Raw genomic sequence first — 16832 nt, forward strand, 5'->3', positions numbered from 1 at the left:
GCCTCCTTCTTCTTTCCTGCGGGGTGTGGGGTGGGGCGGGACGGGGCGAAGCGGGGATCAGACCGCTGCGTGGGCCTTCTCGGCGTCCGCGAGGGCGGCGAGAAAGCGCTCGGCATCGAGGGCCGCGGAGCAGCCGGTGCCCGCTGCCGTGATGGCCTGACGGTAGGTGTGGTCCACGACGTCGCCGGCGCCGAACACGCCGGTGACGCTGGTCCGGGTGGAGGGGGCCTCGACCTTGAGGTAGCCCTCGTCGTCGAGGTCCAGCTGGTCCTTGAAGAGCTCGGTGCGCGGGTCGTGGCCGACGGCGATGAAGAGGCCGGTCACGGGCAGCTCGGAGGTCTCACCGGTCTTGGTGTTGCGCAGGGTGAGGCCGGAGAGCTTCTGCTCGCCGTGGATCTCGGAAACCTCGCTGTCCCAGGCGAACTTGATCTTCGGGTCGGCGAAGGCGCGGTCCTGCATGGCCTTCGAGGCGCGCAGGCTGTCGCGACGGTGGACGATCGTGACGGACTTGGCGAACCGGGAGAGGAAGGTGGCCTCCTCGATCGCGGTGTCGCCGCCGCCGACCACGGCGATGTCGTGGTCCTTGAAGAAGAACCCGTCGCAGGTGGCGCACCAGGAGACGCCGCGGCCGGAGAGGGCGTCCTCGTTCGGCAGACCGAGCTTGCGGTGCTGGGAGCCGGTGGTGACGATGACGGCCTTGGCGCGGTGCACGGTGCCGGCGGTGTCGGTGACGGTCTTGATCTCACCGCTGAGGTCCACGGACACGACATCGTCCGGAACCAGCTCGGCACCGAAGCGCTCGGCCTGACCCCGCATGTTGTCCATGAGGTCCGGGCCCATGATGCCGTCCTGGAAGCCCGGGAAGTTCTCCACCTCGGTGGTGTTCATCAGCGCGCCACCTGCGGTGACGGCACCTTCGAAGACCAGGGGCTTGAGCGAAGCGCGTGCGGTGTACAGGGCGGCGGTGTAACCGGCCGGCCCGGAGCCGATGATGATCACGTTTCGAACGTCGCTCACGGGTTTCTTCCTCGTCTCTGCGGACTGCGTACTGCCTACCGGGGGCCGGTGCGGACTCTCACCCCACCCAACGGATCCTACGGCGCATGCATTCCCCGCCCGGCCCACTACGGCCCCGAACGCCCCGGCTATCGGGGATAGGTGCTCGTCAGGAGGACCTTCCCGGGGGCTCCTGAAGCGCTCCGCTCACACGCGGTGTCGACGAGGTAGGCGTCCACGCGAGCGGAGTCGGCCGGGTGGGGCAGGACGACGAGATAGACGGAGGTGCCCTGGTAGCTGCCGCGTTCGGCCGCGACCGGGGTGTCGGGGCGACCGGTGGCCTCCTGGACGCAGCTCGGCAGGGAAGGCGTCACCCGCTTGTCGCCGGGAGCGACCCCGGGAGCGGGGCTGGTGTTCTCCAGCCCGAGCGTGTTGTTCCCCTCTTCGGGGGTGGTCTTGGCGCCCTGGCCGGCCGCGATGAGCTGCCGGACGTTGTCCTGGAGGCCCTGAGCCGTGTAGTTGCGGCCGCCGGAGGCGACGGACGGCTGTTCGGCGGAGTCCGACGCCTCGCCACGGGTGGCGGTGTCGTGGGCGGGCGTGCCCGCGAAGTCGCCGAACAGGAACAGCCCCAGGGCGCAGGCGGCGGCTCCGGCCAGACCCGTGAGGACGACGATCCTGCGGCGCGCGCGACGGCGCCCGGGTCCCGTTGGGCCGGTCGGGTGACCGGCGGGAGATGTTTCACGTGAAACATCGCGGTGCGGCGTGCGGGGGCGGTCGGCAGAGACGGCCCGGGCCTGCGGCTGCGTGGAGTCGAGGAGAGCCTCCGCGGCGAGGGCCGCGTCGATGCGACCCGCGATGTCGGCGGGCATCCGGGCCGGGCCCGGGAGGGTGCCGAGGAGGGAGCGGATCTCCTCCAGGGAGGCGCGGACATCGGCGCACAGGGCGCACTCGTCGAGGTGGCGGCTGACCTCGGCGGTCCGGGACGGCGAGAGAAGACCTTCGGTGAGGTCGGAGATCTCCGAGACGTCCGGGTGCCGGATCGTGCCGGTCGTGCCGGTTGTGGGGCTCACGGTCGTCCACCTCCGCCCTTCACAGCGTCTGGGTCTGAATGCCGGGGTTCTGCCGCTGGTGGGACGGGCGGGCCCGGCGTCCGGTTCCTTCCCCGCTCGGTGTCCGTGTTATCCCCGGCATTCGTGCGCAGATGAGTGAGGAGCGGTACGAGTTTCGCCCGGCCCCGCGCGCACCGGCTCTTCACGGTTCCGGTGGGGACATCGAGCATCCGGGCGGCCTCGGCGACGGGGTACCCCTGCATGTCGACGAGGACCAGCGCGGCCCGCTGATCGGCCGGGAGGGTGCTCAGGGCGGCCAGGAGCTCGCGGTGGAGGTCCTGGCGCTCGGCGGGGGCCTCCGCGGACTCGTGGGGCTCCAGGAGGCGCTCCAGGCGGTCCGTGTCGTCGAGGGGCGCGGTCCTGCGGGAGGCGGCCTTGCGGGCCCGGTCCAGGCAGGCATTGACGGTGATCCGGTGCAGCCAGGTGGTGACGGCGGATTCCCCGCGGAAGGTGTGGGCGGCCCGGTAGGCGTTGACCAGGGCGTCCTGCACGGCGTCCGCGGCCTCCTCGCGATCGCCGAGGGTCCGCAGGGCCACGGCCCACAGCCGGTCGCGGTGCCGCCGCACGATCTCACCGAAGGCATCGGGATCACCGGCGGCATGCAGAGCCAGGAGTTCCTGGTCACTGCATGCGCCGGGCGTCGTGTCGTTCAACGATGAGCCCCTCCCGGTCCTGCGGTCAGCCCGTGAACTTCACGTCCGTGATGGCCTGCTTGTATCCCGGATCGCTGAAGTCGTCGAGGGGCGCGTGCGGCATGGCGGTGATCCACACGAGCACGTACCGCGTCTTGACCGGTTTCTCGGCAGTCAGCTGGAGGGCGGTCTCCGAGGTCCTGGTTCCGGCGATCTTCGTCATGGAGCCGACGGAGCCCTTGGGAGACTTGGAGTCGGTGGCGTACAGGCTGAGGGTCGTGTGCGGGCCGCCGAACTTCAGCGCTATCGAGGCCCCATTGACCTCCTGCTCGGACCCGAGGTCGTAGACGATGCCGAGGCCGTCCTTGATCTTCACTTCGGGGCCGTCGTAGAAGCTCTTGGTACGCCAGTAGGTGGCGGGGTTCCCGTCGTACGTGTTCGAGACGTTCTCGGCATTCTGCGGCTTGCCGTCCGGGGCGTACTCCTGGGCACCGGAGATCGTCAGGGGGGTCGGCTCCTTCTTCTCCCCGCTGTCGTCGGTGCCGGTGTTGGTGTTGTTGCTGGTGCCGCTGTTGCCCTTCTGGGTACCGCGCTCCAGGAGGGTGTCGGCCAGCTGCCAGCTGCCCAGGCCGAGGGCGGCGATCAGCAGGGCGGCGACGCCCCACTTGAGGGCCCGGCCGGTACGGCTCTGCAGCGGGGGCGGCGGAGGCGCGACGGGCCGGCTCTGGACTGTGTTCGCGCCGGGAGGCGTGGGACGGCCGTAGCTGCCCTGCTGGTAGGTGGTGTGCTGGTACTCCGGCGGAGCGGTGAAGGCGGGCTCCGGAGGCCGGATGCGGGGCATCGAGGCCACGGCCTTGGCCAGCTCGTCGGGGGTGGTGCAGGCGGGCTCCTGACGGGAGGCGGTGGCCCCGTCGTTGGCGAGTGCGCGCATGGCGAGTTCGCCCAGGCCGCGGTGGACACCGGCGCGTACCTGGTCGGGGGCGATCAGGCCCACGCCCTTGGGCAGGCCGGTGAGGCCGTACGCGTCGCTCTCGTACGGCCAGCGCTGGGTGAGCGCGGCGTACAGGAGGGCGCCGATGGCCTCGGTGTCGGCCCGCTGCGGGGTCTCGCTGGTGATGCCGCGCAGGGCGGCGTTCACGGCGAGGCCGCGGATGCGGTACTGGCCGGTGGAGGTGCGCAGTATCGCGCTGGGCGTCAGCCGCAGATGGGCGAGCCCTTCGCGGTGGGCGGCGGCCATGGCCTGGGAGACCTGGCTGACGAGCTGGTAGGCCTCGTGGGCCTCCAGCGGGCCCGACGCGAGGAGCGCGGTGAGTTCGGTGGCGTCGGGCAGCCACTCGTGGACGACGTAGACGAGGTCGTTCTCCTCCACGGCGTCGAGGACCTGCACGAACCGCGGGTCGCCCAGGAGGGCGGAGGAACGCGCTGCGGCCAGGACGGAGCGTGCCCGCGCGTGGTCGGCAGGCATCAGGTGCACGCCCACGGCCCGGCGCAGCTTCTCGTCCATCGCGCGCCAACTGCTGAATCCGTCCACACGGGTGACGCACTCTTCCAGCCGGTAGCGTCTGGCGAGCTTGTGACCGCTGTGGAGTTCGGGTGCGGCCGCAGGGGCCGGGTTGGTGCGTTCGCCGTCCTTGTCGGGCATGGGTCCGTCCGCGGCTCGTCCGTTCTGGGTGTCCACCCCGTCGGACGTGGCCTGTGCCGCCTGAGCGGTCAGCGGCTCATCGCCGCTGTTGTCGGCCACGTCGACGGCAGCCGTGCTACGTTCCGCCACCGTCGTTCCTGCCTCCCCATCCGTTGCGCGCTGAAAGCCAGTCTGCGAAGCCATGCCAATTGTGCCCACAGTCCGACGCTAAGCACGACACACGAAAGGGGGCGACGGTTGTGCGCATCAGCGCCCCAAACGTCCGCGGACCATTCCGACCATCGCGTTGAGCTCTTCGATCCGCATGCGCTTGGCGGCGATGAGGAACACCGCGGCCAGAGCGATTCCGCCGGCGAGGAGGGCGGCGGCGGAGCCGGTGACTCCGCTGCCGAGCCACTGGGTGACCCCGTAGGCGGCCGCGCCGGCCACGGCGGCGGCCGGGACGCAGGCGCCGGTGAGGCGGGCATAGGTGCGCATCACGTGCGCGCCGTCGAGGTCGCCGCCGAGCCGGGTGCGCAGGCGGCGCCAGGCCACGCCGACGCCGACGGCGTAGCCGAGGCCGTAGGCGGCGGCCATGCCGACCACCGCCCACCGGGCGGGGAGCACGAAGAACGACACCGCGGAGACCGCCGCGTTGACGGCGGCGACGATGACGGTGTTGTAGAAGGGCGTGCGGGTGTCCTCGTAGGCGTAGAAGCCGCGCAGGACGACGTACTGGATGGAGTACGGGATCAGGCCGAGGCCGAAGGCCATCAGGATGTAGCCGATGTTCTGCGCGCCCGAACCCGAGCCGGCGTACAGCAGGGTGGCCATCGGGACACCGAGGGCGAGGAACGCGAAGGCGCAGGGCACGATCGCGACGGCCGAGGTGCGCAGCCCGTAGGAGATGTCGTCGCGGACCGCCGCGGCGTCGCCGTCGTGCGCGGAGCGGGAGATGCGGGGCAGGACCGCCGTCATGACGGAGACGGTGATGATCGCCTGCGGCATCTGCCACAGCAGCAGTGCGTAGTTGTAGGCGGTGATGCCGGTACCGGGGTGGCCCTGCTTCTCGGCGACGGACCCGGCCCAGGTGGCGAGCTGGGTGACGACGACCAGGCCGACCTGGTTGGCGAGGACGAAGAAGAACGTCCACTTGGCCAGGCGGGCGGCCTTGCCGAGGCCGTGGCCCCGCCAGTCGAAGCGCAGGCGCGGCTTGAAGCCCGCGTCGCGCAGGTACGGCAGCATCGCCAGGGCCTGGACGGTGAGGCCGAGCAGGGTGCCCAGGCCCAGCAGGCGCACGCCTTCCGCGGTGACCGTGGTGGCGTTCACACCGGAGGTGGTGAAGCCGCCGAAGGCCCAGATGAAGGCGCCGAAGGTGGCGATGACGACGATGTTGTTGAGGACCGGGGTCCACATCATGGCGCCGAAGCGGCCGCGGGCGTTGAGGATCTGACCCAGGACCACGTGGATGCCCATGAAGAACATGGTGGGCAGGCAGTAGCGGGCGAAGGCGACCGCGACTTCCATCTGCTGGGGGTCGGAGGCGATCTTCGGCGACATCATCGTGATGAACACCGGTGCGGCCAGGACACAGATGGTGGTGATGCCCGCCAACAGCACCACGACGAGGGTCAGCAGCCGGTTGGCGTACGCCTGGCCCCCGTCGCTGTCGTTCTTCATGGCCCGGACCAGCTGCGGGATGAAGACGGCGTTGAGGGCGCCGCCGCCGACCAGCACGTAGATCATCGTGGGCAGGGTGTTGGCGATCTGGTACGTGTCGTTGAACGTGCCGACACCGATGGCACCGGCGATGACCAGGGTCCGCAGGAAGCCGGTGATGCGGGAGACGATCGTGCCCGCGGCCATCAGCGCACTGGACTTCAGGAGGCTGGAGGCGCGTCCGGCGGGTTTGCCCGGCGCCGGCGCGGCCACGGGGGCGTCCTCGGCGGGAGTGCGGGGGGCCGCCTCCTGGTCCCGGTACAGATGCGCGAACGCGTCCGGCTCGGGCTGCTCGTCCGCGGCGCCGGTGACGAGGGCGTCCACTCCGACGAACTGGGTGGTGGTGGCGTGGTCGCCGTACGGCAGGTGGCGCGAGGGGCCGTCCGGCTCGGGCGGCGGGGTCTGGGCCCAGACGTGCGGGTCGGGTGCGTACGAGGGCGCCGACGGTGCCGCGTAGAGCGGGCCGGGCTCCTGGTAGGTACCGGGCGGCGGCGGCGGGTGGGCGGACCGGTCGTAGAGCACCTCGGCGACGGGATCCTGGGCCGACAGGTCCTGGGACCGGTACGGGTCGTGGGCGTAGGCGTCCTGGACGTATGGGTCACGGTCCGGCGCGGGCGCAGGCACGGGAACCTGCCCGGGCACCGGGGTGCCCGGGGCAGTGCCCTGGGAGGGCGCAGGCCCACCAGTGCCCTGCGCGCGGTCACCGTCGTACGGCGCGTTCATCGAAACCCCACCTCATCGTCCCCAGGCCGACCGGCCACGGCGTCAATCAACGGTTCACTGTCTCACTCGTGCCGGACCCGTCCGCGCTTTGCGGTCCGGTGTCCGGGGACTCGTCACTCGGCTGCGTGCTCTCCTCGGCGGCCGCGCGTGCCGCGACGCGCTTGCGGCTGGCGTACATCTTGATGCCTGCCAGGACCAGGAGGAGCACACCGCCGGCGATCACGAGCATGACGGTGGGCGTGATCTCGGTGGCCTCGACGGTGAACCGGCGTTCCTTGCCGTAGGGGATGCCGTCCTTGGTGTACAGCTGCGCCGTGACCTCGACGGGGCCGCTCGCCGTGGCGTTGGCGGGGAACTTGACCGTTTGGGTGTGGTCGCCCTGCACGGTGACCTGCTGCTCGGCCTGGCCCTTGTCGCCGAACATCAGGCGGCTCGGGTTGGCGGACTTCACGCGCAGGACGAGGCCGTGGACGTCCTGGACCAGGCTGTTCTGCACGCTGACCGGGATGGTGGCGCTGTGTCCGGACAGGGTGGCGTCGGACTTGGGGATGACCTTGACCTTCTCGGTGAGACCGATCAGGTACTCCTGCACATGGTCCCGGTAGAGGCGGGCCTCGTCCGGACGCCCGCGCCAGGACGTGGACATCTCCCGGTTGGTGGTGTTGCCGAAGGGGATCTCCACGCGGTCGGGCGCGGCGAGGATGACCTTGAAGCGGTCGAGGGTGCTCTGCGTGGTGCGGATCTTCTCGAAGGCCGACACCGGCAGCTCCTGCTTGCGCAGGGCCTCGGGGTACTGACCGGCGCCCGGCACCTGGGTGGTGGCTCCCGGGTCGGGCTTGGCGGCGGCCGCGGCCTCGAGGTCCCCGGGCTGGGTCCAGCGGCCCGCCTGGAGGCCGCGTACGGCCGCGGCCATCGTCTGCACCTGGCTGACGTTGGGCATCCGCTGCGGGGCGACGACGACGCTTCGCTGCTCGTCGGTCTTCTGCAGGTTCAGGGCGAGGCTGTGGGCGAGGAACCGCTGCACGGCGAGCGTGGAGGGCCCCGCGTTCAGCATGTCGCCCTGGAAGGCCGTGGACAGGTCGGCGTCCGCCACGACGGCGGTGGTGCCGGCGCCGATGGGCCGGGCGGCCGAGGGCGTGTAGCCGAGGGCGCCGCTCTCCACGAGGCTGTCACTGCGGGTGAGGACGTTGTGGGCGCCTGCCGAGGTGGCGACATTGACGATCGAGGGGTCGATGGCGCCGTCCACGGGCCAGGAGAAGTCGGTGGACACCGGGACGTGCAGGACCGTCTCGACGGCCTGCTTCGCCTTGTCGGTGGCCGGGCGCAGCTGGCCCAGGGTGCCCGAGACGTCCTTGCCGTGGTGGGCGAGGGAGGCGAGGTCGGGGTCGGCGAACGGGAGGGCGACGACCTTCTTGCCCTGGACGGCGGCCTCGAGTGAGCTCAGCCACTGCTCGGCGACGGCCTTGTTCTTGCCCTGGACGGGCTTGCCGCCCGGGGTGCGGACCCGGTAGCCCTTGGTCATCGCGTCGACCGTGTAGAGCAGGTCGGGGTCGATGACCCAGGTGATCGGCAGGTCCTTGCCGAGGGTGACCATCTGCTCCAGCCGTCCGCCCGACCTGAGCTCGTCGGCGAGGGAGTCGTCGAGGAAGACGGGGGTCTGGAGCTCGTCGGAGCCCGTCTCCGCCGTCACGCGGGTGGTGGAGATCAGCGGCCAGACGTAGGTGAGCTGGGAGCGCTTGGCGGCGGCCTCGGGCTGCCAGGGCAGGAAGGTCCGCTTGATACCCAGGACCTGCTCGGACGGCCGGCTGTCGGTCACCCCCGACAGGGAGACGCCGAGCGGGTAGACGCCGTCCTTGTCCAGCTCCAGCTTGTTCACCGGGATCGTGAGCGTGAACTGCTGGCTGATCTTGGACGGCAGGGAGGCGATCTTCACCGCGTAGGCCGGGTCGATCTCGCCCGGGTCGGCGCCGGCCCGGAAACCGGTCCGCTCCGCAGCCTCGTCGATGGACGAGCGGTCCGCGAGCGCGGGTCCGACCCGCAGGCCGACGTGGGCGTCGGTGATCGTCTCGGAGCCGGTGTTGAGCACGGTGCCGTGGATGGTGAGGGTGTCGCCCTTGACCGGCGCCGTGGGGGCCATGGAGACCAGCTGGACGTCCACGGACGAGGCCTGCGCGGCCTCCGCCGGGGGCGCCGGAGAGTAGATCAGCGCGGCCAGCACGGGCGTCCCGGCGAGCAGGACGATCGCGCGCCGCAGCCACCGGCGCCGGACAGGAGCGGGGGACGCCCCCTGGATGTCTGCCGCCTCGGCCACGCGCTAGCCCGTCCCTCGAAGTGTCAGTGGTCGTCTTTTGTGCGTCTACGCATGGTAACGAGGCCCGCTGTGTGCGAGTGCCGCGCCTTGCTCCACATGATCGGCTCCGGAGCGGAGTCGCCGTGTACCGGGGTGGCCGCAAAACGGGGCGGCCCCCGGTGGGCCGGGCACGTACCCTTTTCTGTTGTGCCGAATGCCAAGGAAGACAACCCCAGTGCCCTGAGTCAGGTGCAGCTCCGCGCGGTCAGTGAACTGCTGCGGGTCGCTCCTGTCGCCGACGAGCTCGGCCGCCGGTTCCAGGAGGCGGGCTTCCGCCTCGCCCTGGTCGGTGGGTCCGTCCGCGACGCGCTGCTGGGGCGTCTCGGCAACGATCTCGACTTCACCACCGATGCCCGCCCCGAGGACGTTCTGAAGATCGTCCGGCCGTGGGCGGACTCGGTATGGGACGTCGGTATCGCCTTCGGCACCGTCGGGGCGCAGAAGAACGCCCGCGTCGGGGACGCCGTACGGAACTTCCAGATCGAGGTGACGACGTACCGCTCGGAGGCCTACGACCGTACGTCGCGCAAGCCCGAGGTCTCCTACGGGGACTCGATCGACGAGGACCTGGTCCGCCGGGACTTCACGGTCAACGCCATGGCCCTGGCCCTGCCCGAGCAGCAGTTCATCGACCCGCACGGCGGCCTGGAGGACCTGGCCGCCGGCGTGCTGCGCACTCCCGGAACGCCGGAGGACTCCTTCTCCGACGATCCGCTGCGGATGCTGCGCGCGGCGCGGTTCGCCGCGCAGCTGGACTTCGAGGTCGCCCCGGAGGTCGTGGCGGCCATGAAGGCGATGTCCGAGCGGATCGAGATCGTTTCCGCGGAGCGCGTTCAGGGGGAGCTGAACAAGCTGATCCTGTCCGCCCACCCGCGCAAGGGTCTGGGACTGCTGGTGGACACGGGGCTGGCCGACCGGGTGCTCCCCGAGCTGCCGGCGCTGCGGCTGGAGAGTGACGAACACCACCGGCACAAGGACGTCTACGACCACTCGCTGATCGTGCTGGAGCAGGCGATCGCGCTCGAGGAGGACGGTCCGGACCTGGTCCTGCGGCTCGCGGCCCTGCTGCACGACATCGGCAAGCCCCGCACCCGCCGCTTCGAGAGCGACGGCCGGGTCTCCTTCCACCACCACGAGGTGGTGGGAGCGAAGATGACCAAGAAGCGGCTGATCGCTCTGAAGTACAGCAACGACATGATCAAGGACGTGTCCCGGCTGGTGGAGCTGCACCTGCGCTTCCACGGCTACGGCGACGGGGAGTGGACCGACTCCGCGGTGCGGCGCTACGTCCGTGACGCCGGTCCGCTGCTGGAGCGCCTGCACAAGCTGACCCGGTCCGACTGCACCACGCGCAACAAGCGCAAGGCCAATGCCCTGTCCCGGACCTACGACGGGCTGGAGGAGCGCATCGCGCAGCTGCAGGAGCAGGAGGAGCTGGACGCGATCCGGCCCGACCTGGACGGCAACGAGATCATGCAGGTGCTCGACGTGGGCCCGGGCCCGGTGATCGGGAAGGCCTACGCGTTCCTGCTGGAGCTGCGGCTGGAGAACGGCCCGATGGAGCGCGATGCGGCTGTCGTCGCGCTGAAGGAGTGGTGGGCCACTCAGGCCTGAGGCACGAACGCCGGGGCGATGTTTCACGTGAAACATCGCCCCCGCGTTCGTCAGAGCTGATGTTTCACGTGAAACGTCGCTCCTGCCGGGCCAGCAGCACCGCGGTCGCGGCGTAGAGCGCGGACACGATGAGGATCAGGATCACGGAGCGCCCGTCAGTGGGGAGCATCAGGGAGGCCACCGCCGCCGCACCGACGAACGCCACGTTGAACAGCACGTCGTAGACCGAGAAGACACGGCCGCGGTAGTCGTCGTCCACCCGGGACTGCACCTCCGTGTCCGTGGCGATCTTGGCGCCCTGGGTGGCGAGACCGAGTACGAACGCGGCGACCAGCATCGGTGCCGGGGCGAAGAACAGGCCGAGGGCAGGCACCAGGACCGCGGCGCCCGCGGAGCAGACGGTGATCCAGCCGAGGGGGCCCAGCCGGCCCACGACCCAGGGGGTCACCACGGCGGCGGCGAAGAACCCGGCCCCGGAGGCGCCGACGGCGACCCCCAGCAGGGCCAGCCCGTCGGACTCGTTGTCCGACCAGGAGTAGCGGCAGAGCATCAGCAGCATGACGAACAGGGCCCCGTAGCAGAACCGCATCATGGTCATCGCGGCGAGCGCCCGGGCCGCCTCGCGCCTGGAGGCGAGGTGCCGCAGGCCCTCGACCATCCCCCGCACGGTGAGGGCGACCCCTTCGGTGAGCGAGGGGTGGGCCTGGCCGGCTGGGTGGTCCGGCCCGAGGAGCCCGATGGCCAGCTGCAGGGAGACGAGGGCCGCGAAGAGGTAGAGCCCGGCTCCGAGCAGGACGACGAGGGCATTGGAGTCGGAGGCCAGCAGCCGGACGAGGAAGGCAAGCCCTCCGCCGGCCACCGCCGCGAGGGTCCCGGCGGTGGGGGAGAGCGCGTTCGCGGTGACCAGCTGATCGTGCCCGACGACGCGGGGCAGCGACGCGGCGAGCCCGGACAGTACGAAGCGGTTGACGGCGGTCACGGACAGCGCGGAGGCGTAGAAGAGCCAGTCGGGCACCTGCGCGACGATCAGCATCCCGGTGATGCAGGCGAGGAAGGCCCGCAGGAGATTGCCGTAGAGGAAGACCTGGCGGCGGCGCCAGCGGTCGAGCAGCACCCCGGCGAAGGGGCCGATCACCGAATAGGGCAGCAGCAGTACCGCCATGGCAGAGGCGATCGCCGCCGGTGAGGTCTGCTTCTCCGGGGAGAAGACGACGTAGGTGGCGAGTGCGACCTGGTAGACGCCGTCCGCGGCCTGGGAGAGCAGCCGTACGGCAAGCAGGTTGCGGAAATCCCTCAGGCGCAGGAGTACGCGCAGATCACGTACGACAGGCATGAGGGCAAGGGTCACATACGCGGAGGGTCCCCGGGCACATTGCCCGGGGACCCTCCGCGGAAGAACAGCCGAAGTCCAGGTGTCGGTAAGACCCTTGGGTTCGGTTAGCGCTCGACCTCGCCCTTGATGAACTTCTCGACGTTGACCAGGGCCTCGTCGTCGAAGTACTGCACCGGCGGGGACTTCATGAAGTAGCTGGACGCCGACAGGATCGGGCCACCGATACCGCGGTCCTTCGCGATCTTCGCGGCGCGCAGGGCGTCGATGATGACACCGGCCGAGTTCGGGGAGTCCCACACCTCGAGCTTGTACTCGAGGTTCAGCGGGACGTCGCCGAAGGCGCGACCCTCGAGGCGGACGTAGGCCCACTTGCGGTCGTCGAGCCACGCGACGTAGTCGGACGGGCCGATGTGGACGTTCTTCTCGCCGAGCTCACGGTCGGGGATCTGCGAGGTGACGGCCTGCGTCTTGGAGATCTTCTTCGACTCGAGGCGGTCGCGCTCGAGCATGTTCTTGAAGTCCATGTTGCCGCCGACGTTGAGCTGCATGGTGCGCTCAAGACGGACACCGCGGTCTTCGAACAGCTTCGCCATCACGCGGTGCGTGATGGTGGCGCCGACCTGCGACTTGATGTCGTCGCCGACGATCGGGACACCGGCCTCGGTGAACTTGTCCGCCCACTCCTTGGTCCCGGCGATGAAGACCGGGAGGGCGTTGACGAAGGCGACCTTGGCGTCGATGGCGCACTGCGCGTAGAACTTCGCCGCGTCCTCGGAGCCGACCGGCAGGTAGCAGATCAGGACGTCGACCTCGCGGTCCTTGAGGACCTTGACCACGTCGACCGGAGCCTCGGCGGACTCCTCGATCGTCATGCGGTAGTACTTGCCCAGGCCGTCGTAGGTGTGGCCGCGCTGAACGGTCACACCGGCGCTCGGGACGTCGCAGATCTTGATGGTGTTGTTCTCGCTGGCGCCGATGGCGTCCGAAAGGTCGAGGCCGACCTTCTTCGCGTCGACGTCGAACGCGGCGACGAACTCGATGTCACTCACGTGGTAGTCGCCGAACTGGACGTGCATCAGACCGGGGACCTTGGCCGCCGGGTCGGCGTCCTTGTAGTACTCGACGCCCTGCACCAGCGAGGCGGCGCAGTTGCCTACGCCAACGATGGCTACGCGAACCGAACCCATTCCGGTTGCTCCCTGTTTGTTCTCGGACGAGGTCTGCGAGGTGCAGGCCTCATTTTTCAGTTTCGTCGGACGGACCGGTTCGTCTCCGATCCCGTCCCGCCCGCTCACTCTCGATGAGCTCGTTCAGCCAGCGCACTTCGCGCTCCACGGACTCCATGCCGTGCCGCTGCAGCTCGAGCGTGTAGTCGTCGAGGCGCTCCCGCGTCCGGGCGATCGAGGCGCGCATCTTCTCCAGACGCTCCTCCAGCCGGCTGCGGCGGCCCTCCAGTACCCGCATCCGCACGTCTCGTTCGGTCTGGCCGAAGAAGGCGAAGCGGGCGGCGAAGGACTCGTCCTCCCAGGTGTCGGGGCCCGTGTGGGAGAGGAGCTCCTCGAAGTGCTCCTTACCCGCGGCCGTCAACCGGTAGACGATCTTGGCGCGGCGCCCTGCGAGTGAAGCGGCGAGAGCGTCCTCCGGGGCGTTGCCCGGTTCTTCGATCAACCAGCCGTTGGCGACCAGCGTCTTGAGGCAGGGGTAGAGCGTCCCGTAGCTGAAGGCTCGGAACACCCCCAGCGAGGTATTGAGCCGCTTGCGCAGCTCGTAGCCGTGCATAGGGGATTCGCGAAGCAGGCCGAGGACGGCGAACTCGAGGATGCCTGAGCGTCTGCTCATCCGCCTTCCTCTCCTCTGCCCCTGAGTCTTTATACCGAGCTGATGTATCGACTCGATACATCCAGACGATAGAACGGGGCGCTCTGATCGACAAGGGGAGACGTAGTGACCGGTGTCACATCACCGATTCGCACCAGGCAGGTTGCCTGATTTGGGGTGAACTTCGGCACTGGGCGCGTTTTGAGCGTGCGTAGTCTGTGGGCGATGACACCGGGGGGAGACCGGAATTAATCTGCCGCTTCCAGGCCACTCGCCTGCCCGAGGAGTAGTCGTTCGATGAGCGAGCACCGCCGTAAACCGCCGCAGCCCCAGGGTGGTGGCCGCGCCTCAGCCCGGCGCGCCACCCAACAGCGCCCCGGAAGGGGCCCGGCCGGACGTGACGTCGCCACGGCGTCGCACAGCGGCCCCTACTCGCCGCAGCCCGGCCAGGGCCGCGGCGAGGGCCGCCGGGCTGCCCAGAGAGGGACCGCAGGCCGCGGCAGAGGTACCGCCGCGCGCGGCGCCAGGCGCCCGGACAACCGGCTCATCAACTACCCGCGCTCCGACCGGGACGGCTGGAAGCGCTTCGTGCCGTCCTGGAAGTTCGTATCCGGCACCGCCCTGGGCTTCTTCGCGGTGATCATCGCGGGTGCCGGCATCGGCATCGCCATGGTGAGCACGCCCGACCCGAACAAGGCCGCCCAGGCACAGAACAACGTCTTCTACTGGGCCGACGGCAGCCAGATGGTCGCGACGGGCGGTTCGATGAACCGGCAGATCGTGCCCATCTCCAGCATTCCCCCGTCGATGAGGAACGCCGTGATCGCGGCGGAGAACGAGTCCTTCGAGACGGACAAGGGCGTGGACCCGATGGGTATCACCCGCGCCGTGTGGAACATGGCCACGGGCGGCTCCACCCAGGGCGGCTCCACCATCACCCAGCAGTACGTGAAGAACACCTACCTGGACTCCGACCAGACGCTCAAGCGGAAGGCCACCGAGCTCTTCATCGCGATAAGGCTGGGCGTGTCCGAGGAGAAGGACAAGGTCCTCGCGGGCTACCTGAACACCGCCTACTACGGCCGGGACGCCTACGGGATCCAGGCCGCGTCCCGCGCCTACTTCGGCAAGGACAGCCAGGACCTCAACCCCGCCGAATGCGCCTTCCTCGCCGCCGTGCTGAAGGGCCCCAACCTCTACAACCCGGACGGCGGCATCGGCGCCTCGGCCACCCCCGCCCTCAACGAGAAGCGGGCCCGGGAGCGCTGGTCCTGGGTGCTGGACCGCGAGGTCGAGGTCGGCCGCATGGACAAGGCCGAGCGGGCGAAGTACACGGACGCCGACTTCCCCCCGCGCGCCGAGTCGGAGTCGGCCCGCGGCATGACCGGCCAGATCGGCTACCTGGTCGACACGGCCAAGGCGTACGTGATGAAGACCAAGAACATCACCCCCGAGCAGATGGCCATGGGCGGCTACCGGATCAGGACCACCTTCCAGAAGCCCCGGGTGGACGCCCTGGTCAAGGCGGTCGAGGACACCCGCAACGGGTTCATCAACGAGAAGGAACGCCCGGAGACCGACACCTTCGTGCAGTTCGGCGGGGCCTCCGTGGACGTGAAGACCGGAGCCATCGTCGCCCTGTACGGCGGCCCGGGCTGGGACCACAAGTACTTCAGCAACAACGCCAACACCAGCGGTGTCCCGGTCGGCTCGACCTGGAAGCCGTACGTGCTGGCGGCGGCGATGGAGTACGGCACCCAGAACTCCAAGGGCAAGGGCATCTCGGTCGACAGCAAGTACCAGGCCAACGACCTCACGGTGATCAACAACCGTGAGGGCAAGCCGCTGCGGGACGCCTCGGGCAGGCCCTTCAAGCAGAAGAACGAGAGCCCCACCGCCTTCGGGTACGTGACCCTCAACGAGGCGATGGAGAAGTCCATCAACGTCCCGTTCGCCCAGCTCGTCTTCGATGTCGGTCACGACAAGGTCAGGGCCCTGGCCAAGTCCACCGGCATCCTTGAGGAGTCGATGAACCCGAACCCCGACGCTTCCTGGGCCCTCGGCACCTCGACCCCCAGCGCCATCCGGATGGCCGACTCGTACGCGACCTTCGCCGCTTCCGGCACGCACCGCGAGCCGTACTCCGTGACCGAGGTCGTGAAGAACGGTCAGCCGCTGTCCGGCTTCGAGAAGCCCAAGGACCAGCGGGCGATGGACAGCGCCATCGCGGACAACGTCACCGAGGTCCTGCAGAACGTGGTCCAGAACGGCACCGCGACCAAGGTCAAGAAGCTGGGCCGGCCGGCCGCCGGCAAGACGGGTACCACGGACGAGAACAAGTCGGCGTGGTTCGTCGGCTACACCCCGGAGCTGTCCACCTCGATCGTCCTCTTCCGCACCGACCCCAACTCGGCGGACAAGAAGCTGATCTCCATGAACGGCGTGGGTGACATCCCCTCCATCCACGGTGGTGACATCCCGGCCGTGATCTGGACCGAGTACATGCGCGAGGCGCTCAAGGACGTCCCGGTCTCGAAGTTCCCGGAGGCCGAGGACCTCGGCGTCACGGCCGACTCCGCCGGTGCCCCCTCCCCCTCGCCGTCGGCCGTCGCCCCGTCGTCGCCGTCCCCGTCGACGATCCCGCCGAGCTCCCCGCCGCCGTCCCCCTCCCCGTCCAAGGGCGGCAAGCCGTCCTGCCGGCCGTGGGAGCTGTACTGCGACCCGGAGACCACGCGAGGGACCACCAACGGAGGCACGGACACCGGCACCACCACCGGGACCATCACCGGTACCACCGGCGGATCCAGTGGATCGCCGTCCCCGTCCCCGTCGGGCCGCCCGGGCCGCCCGGGCGGCACCACCACCGGGATCAGCGACTCCGGCGAGGAGTGACCCGCACCGCCGCTCCGTGAGCCGA

11 protein-coding genes are annotated in these 16832 nt (G+C 69.8%); 2 read left to right on the forward strand and 9 right to left on the reverse strand.

The window, feature by feature from the left end:
* Positions 1 to 57: 57 nt before the first annotated feature.
* From trxB to OG373_RS20460, 6 genes are all read right to left on the reverse strand, one after another.
* Complete coding sequence (gene trxB, locus OG373_RS20435; RefSeq protein WP_397732765.1) at positions 58 to 1017, reverse strand: thioredoxin-disulfide reductase; 960 nt, start codon at positions 1015 to 1017, stop codon at positions 58 to 60.
* A 128-nt stretch (positions 1018 to 1145) separates the two neighbouring features.
* Positions 1146 to 2066 carry an anti-sigma factor family protein gene (locus tag OG373_RS20440; protein WP_405439538.1) on the reverse strand — a complete coding sequence of 307 codons (921 nt, stop codon included), beginning with the start codon at positions 2064 to 2066 and terminating at the stop codon, positions 1146 to 1148.
* Positions 2063 to 2758, reverse strand: coding sequence for an RNA polymerase sigma factor SigM (gene sigM / locus OG373_RS20445; protein ID WP_397732767.1), 696 nt, complete (start codon positions 2756 to 2758; stop codon positions 2063 to 2065). Before sigM ends, OG373_RS20440 begins: the two co-directional genes overlap by 4 nt.
* Before the next feature lie 25 nt (positions 2759 to 2783).
* Positions 2784 to 4508: a protein kinase family protein gene (locus OG373_RS20450; protein ID WP_405439540.1), complete on the reverse strand. Its 1725-nt coding sequence runs from the start codon at positions 4506 to 4508 to the stop codon at positions 2784 to 2786.
* Positions 4509 to 4625: 117 nt separating this feature from the next.
* Positions 4626 to 6800: a murein biosynthesis integral membrane protein MurJ gene (murJ, locus tag OG373_RS20455; RefSeq protein WP_405439542.1), complete on the reverse strand. Its 2175-nt coding sequence runs from the start codon at positions 6798 to 6800 to the stop codon at positions 4626 to 4628.
* A gap of 46 nt (positions 6801 to 6846) precedes the next feature.
* Positions 6847 to 9111 carry a DUF6049 family protein gene (locus OG373_RS20460; RefSeq protein ID WP_405439544.1) on the reverse strand — a complete coding sequence of 755 codons (2265 nt, stop codon included), beginning with the start codon at positions 9109 to 9111 and terminating at the stop codon, positions 6847 to 6849.
* A 186-nt stretch (positions 9112 to 9297) separates the two neighbouring features.
* Between OG373_RS20460 and OG373_RS20465 the strand changes: the two genes are divergently transcribed.
* Positions 9298 to 10764: a CCA tRNA nucleotidyltransferase gene (locus OG373_RS20465; RefSeq protein WP_405439546.1), complete on the forward strand. Its 1467-nt coding sequence runs from the start codon at positions 9298 to 9300 to the stop codon at positions 10762 to 10764.
* Positions 10765 to 10828: 64 nt separating this feature from the next.
* Here OG373_RS20465 and OG373_RS20470 read toward each other — a convergent pair whose 3' ends face one another.
* The 3 genes from OG373_RS20470 to OG373_RS20480 all read right to left on the reverse strand — a co-directional run bounded on the left by OG373_RS20470 (position 10829) and on the right by OG373_RS20480 (position 13936).
* On the reverse strand, positions 10829 to 12097 hold the full coding sequence (locus tag OG373_RS20470) for an MFS transporter (RefSeq protein WP_405439548.1): 1269 nt from the start codon (positions 12095 to 12097) through the stop codon (positions 10829 to 10831).
* A gap of 104 nt (positions 12098 to 12201) precedes the next feature.
* Positions 12202 to 13284 (reverse strand): inositol-3-phosphate synthase, encoded by a 1083-nt coding sequence (locus OG373_RS20475; RefSeq protein ID WP_405439550.1) that lies wholly within the window; start codon positions 13282 to 13284, stop codon positions 12202 to 12204.
* A gap of 49 nt (positions 13285 to 13333) precedes the next feature.
* Positions 13334 to 13936, reverse strand: coding sequence for a PadR family transcriptional regulator (locus tag OG373_RS20480; protein ID WP_030383938.1), 603 nt, complete (start codon positions 13934 to 13936; stop codon positions 13334 to 13336).
* A 276-nt stretch (positions 13937 to 14212) separates the two neighbouring features.
* On the opposite strand from OG373_RS20480, the gene OG373_RS20485 reads away from it, so the two are divergent.
* Positions 14213 to 16807 (forward strand): transglycosylase domain-containing protein, encoded by a 2595-nt coding sequence (locus tag OG373_RS20485; protein WP_405439552.1) that lies wholly within the window; start codon positions 14213 to 14215, stop codon positions 16805 to 16807.
* Positions 16808 to 16832: the final 25 nt, after the last annotated feature.

It is taken from the genome of Streptomyces avidinii (genome assembly GCF_045161815.1).
Classification (GTDB): Bacteria; Actinomycetota; Actinomycetes; order Streptomycetales; family Streptomycetaceae; genus Streptomyces; species Streptomyces avidinii.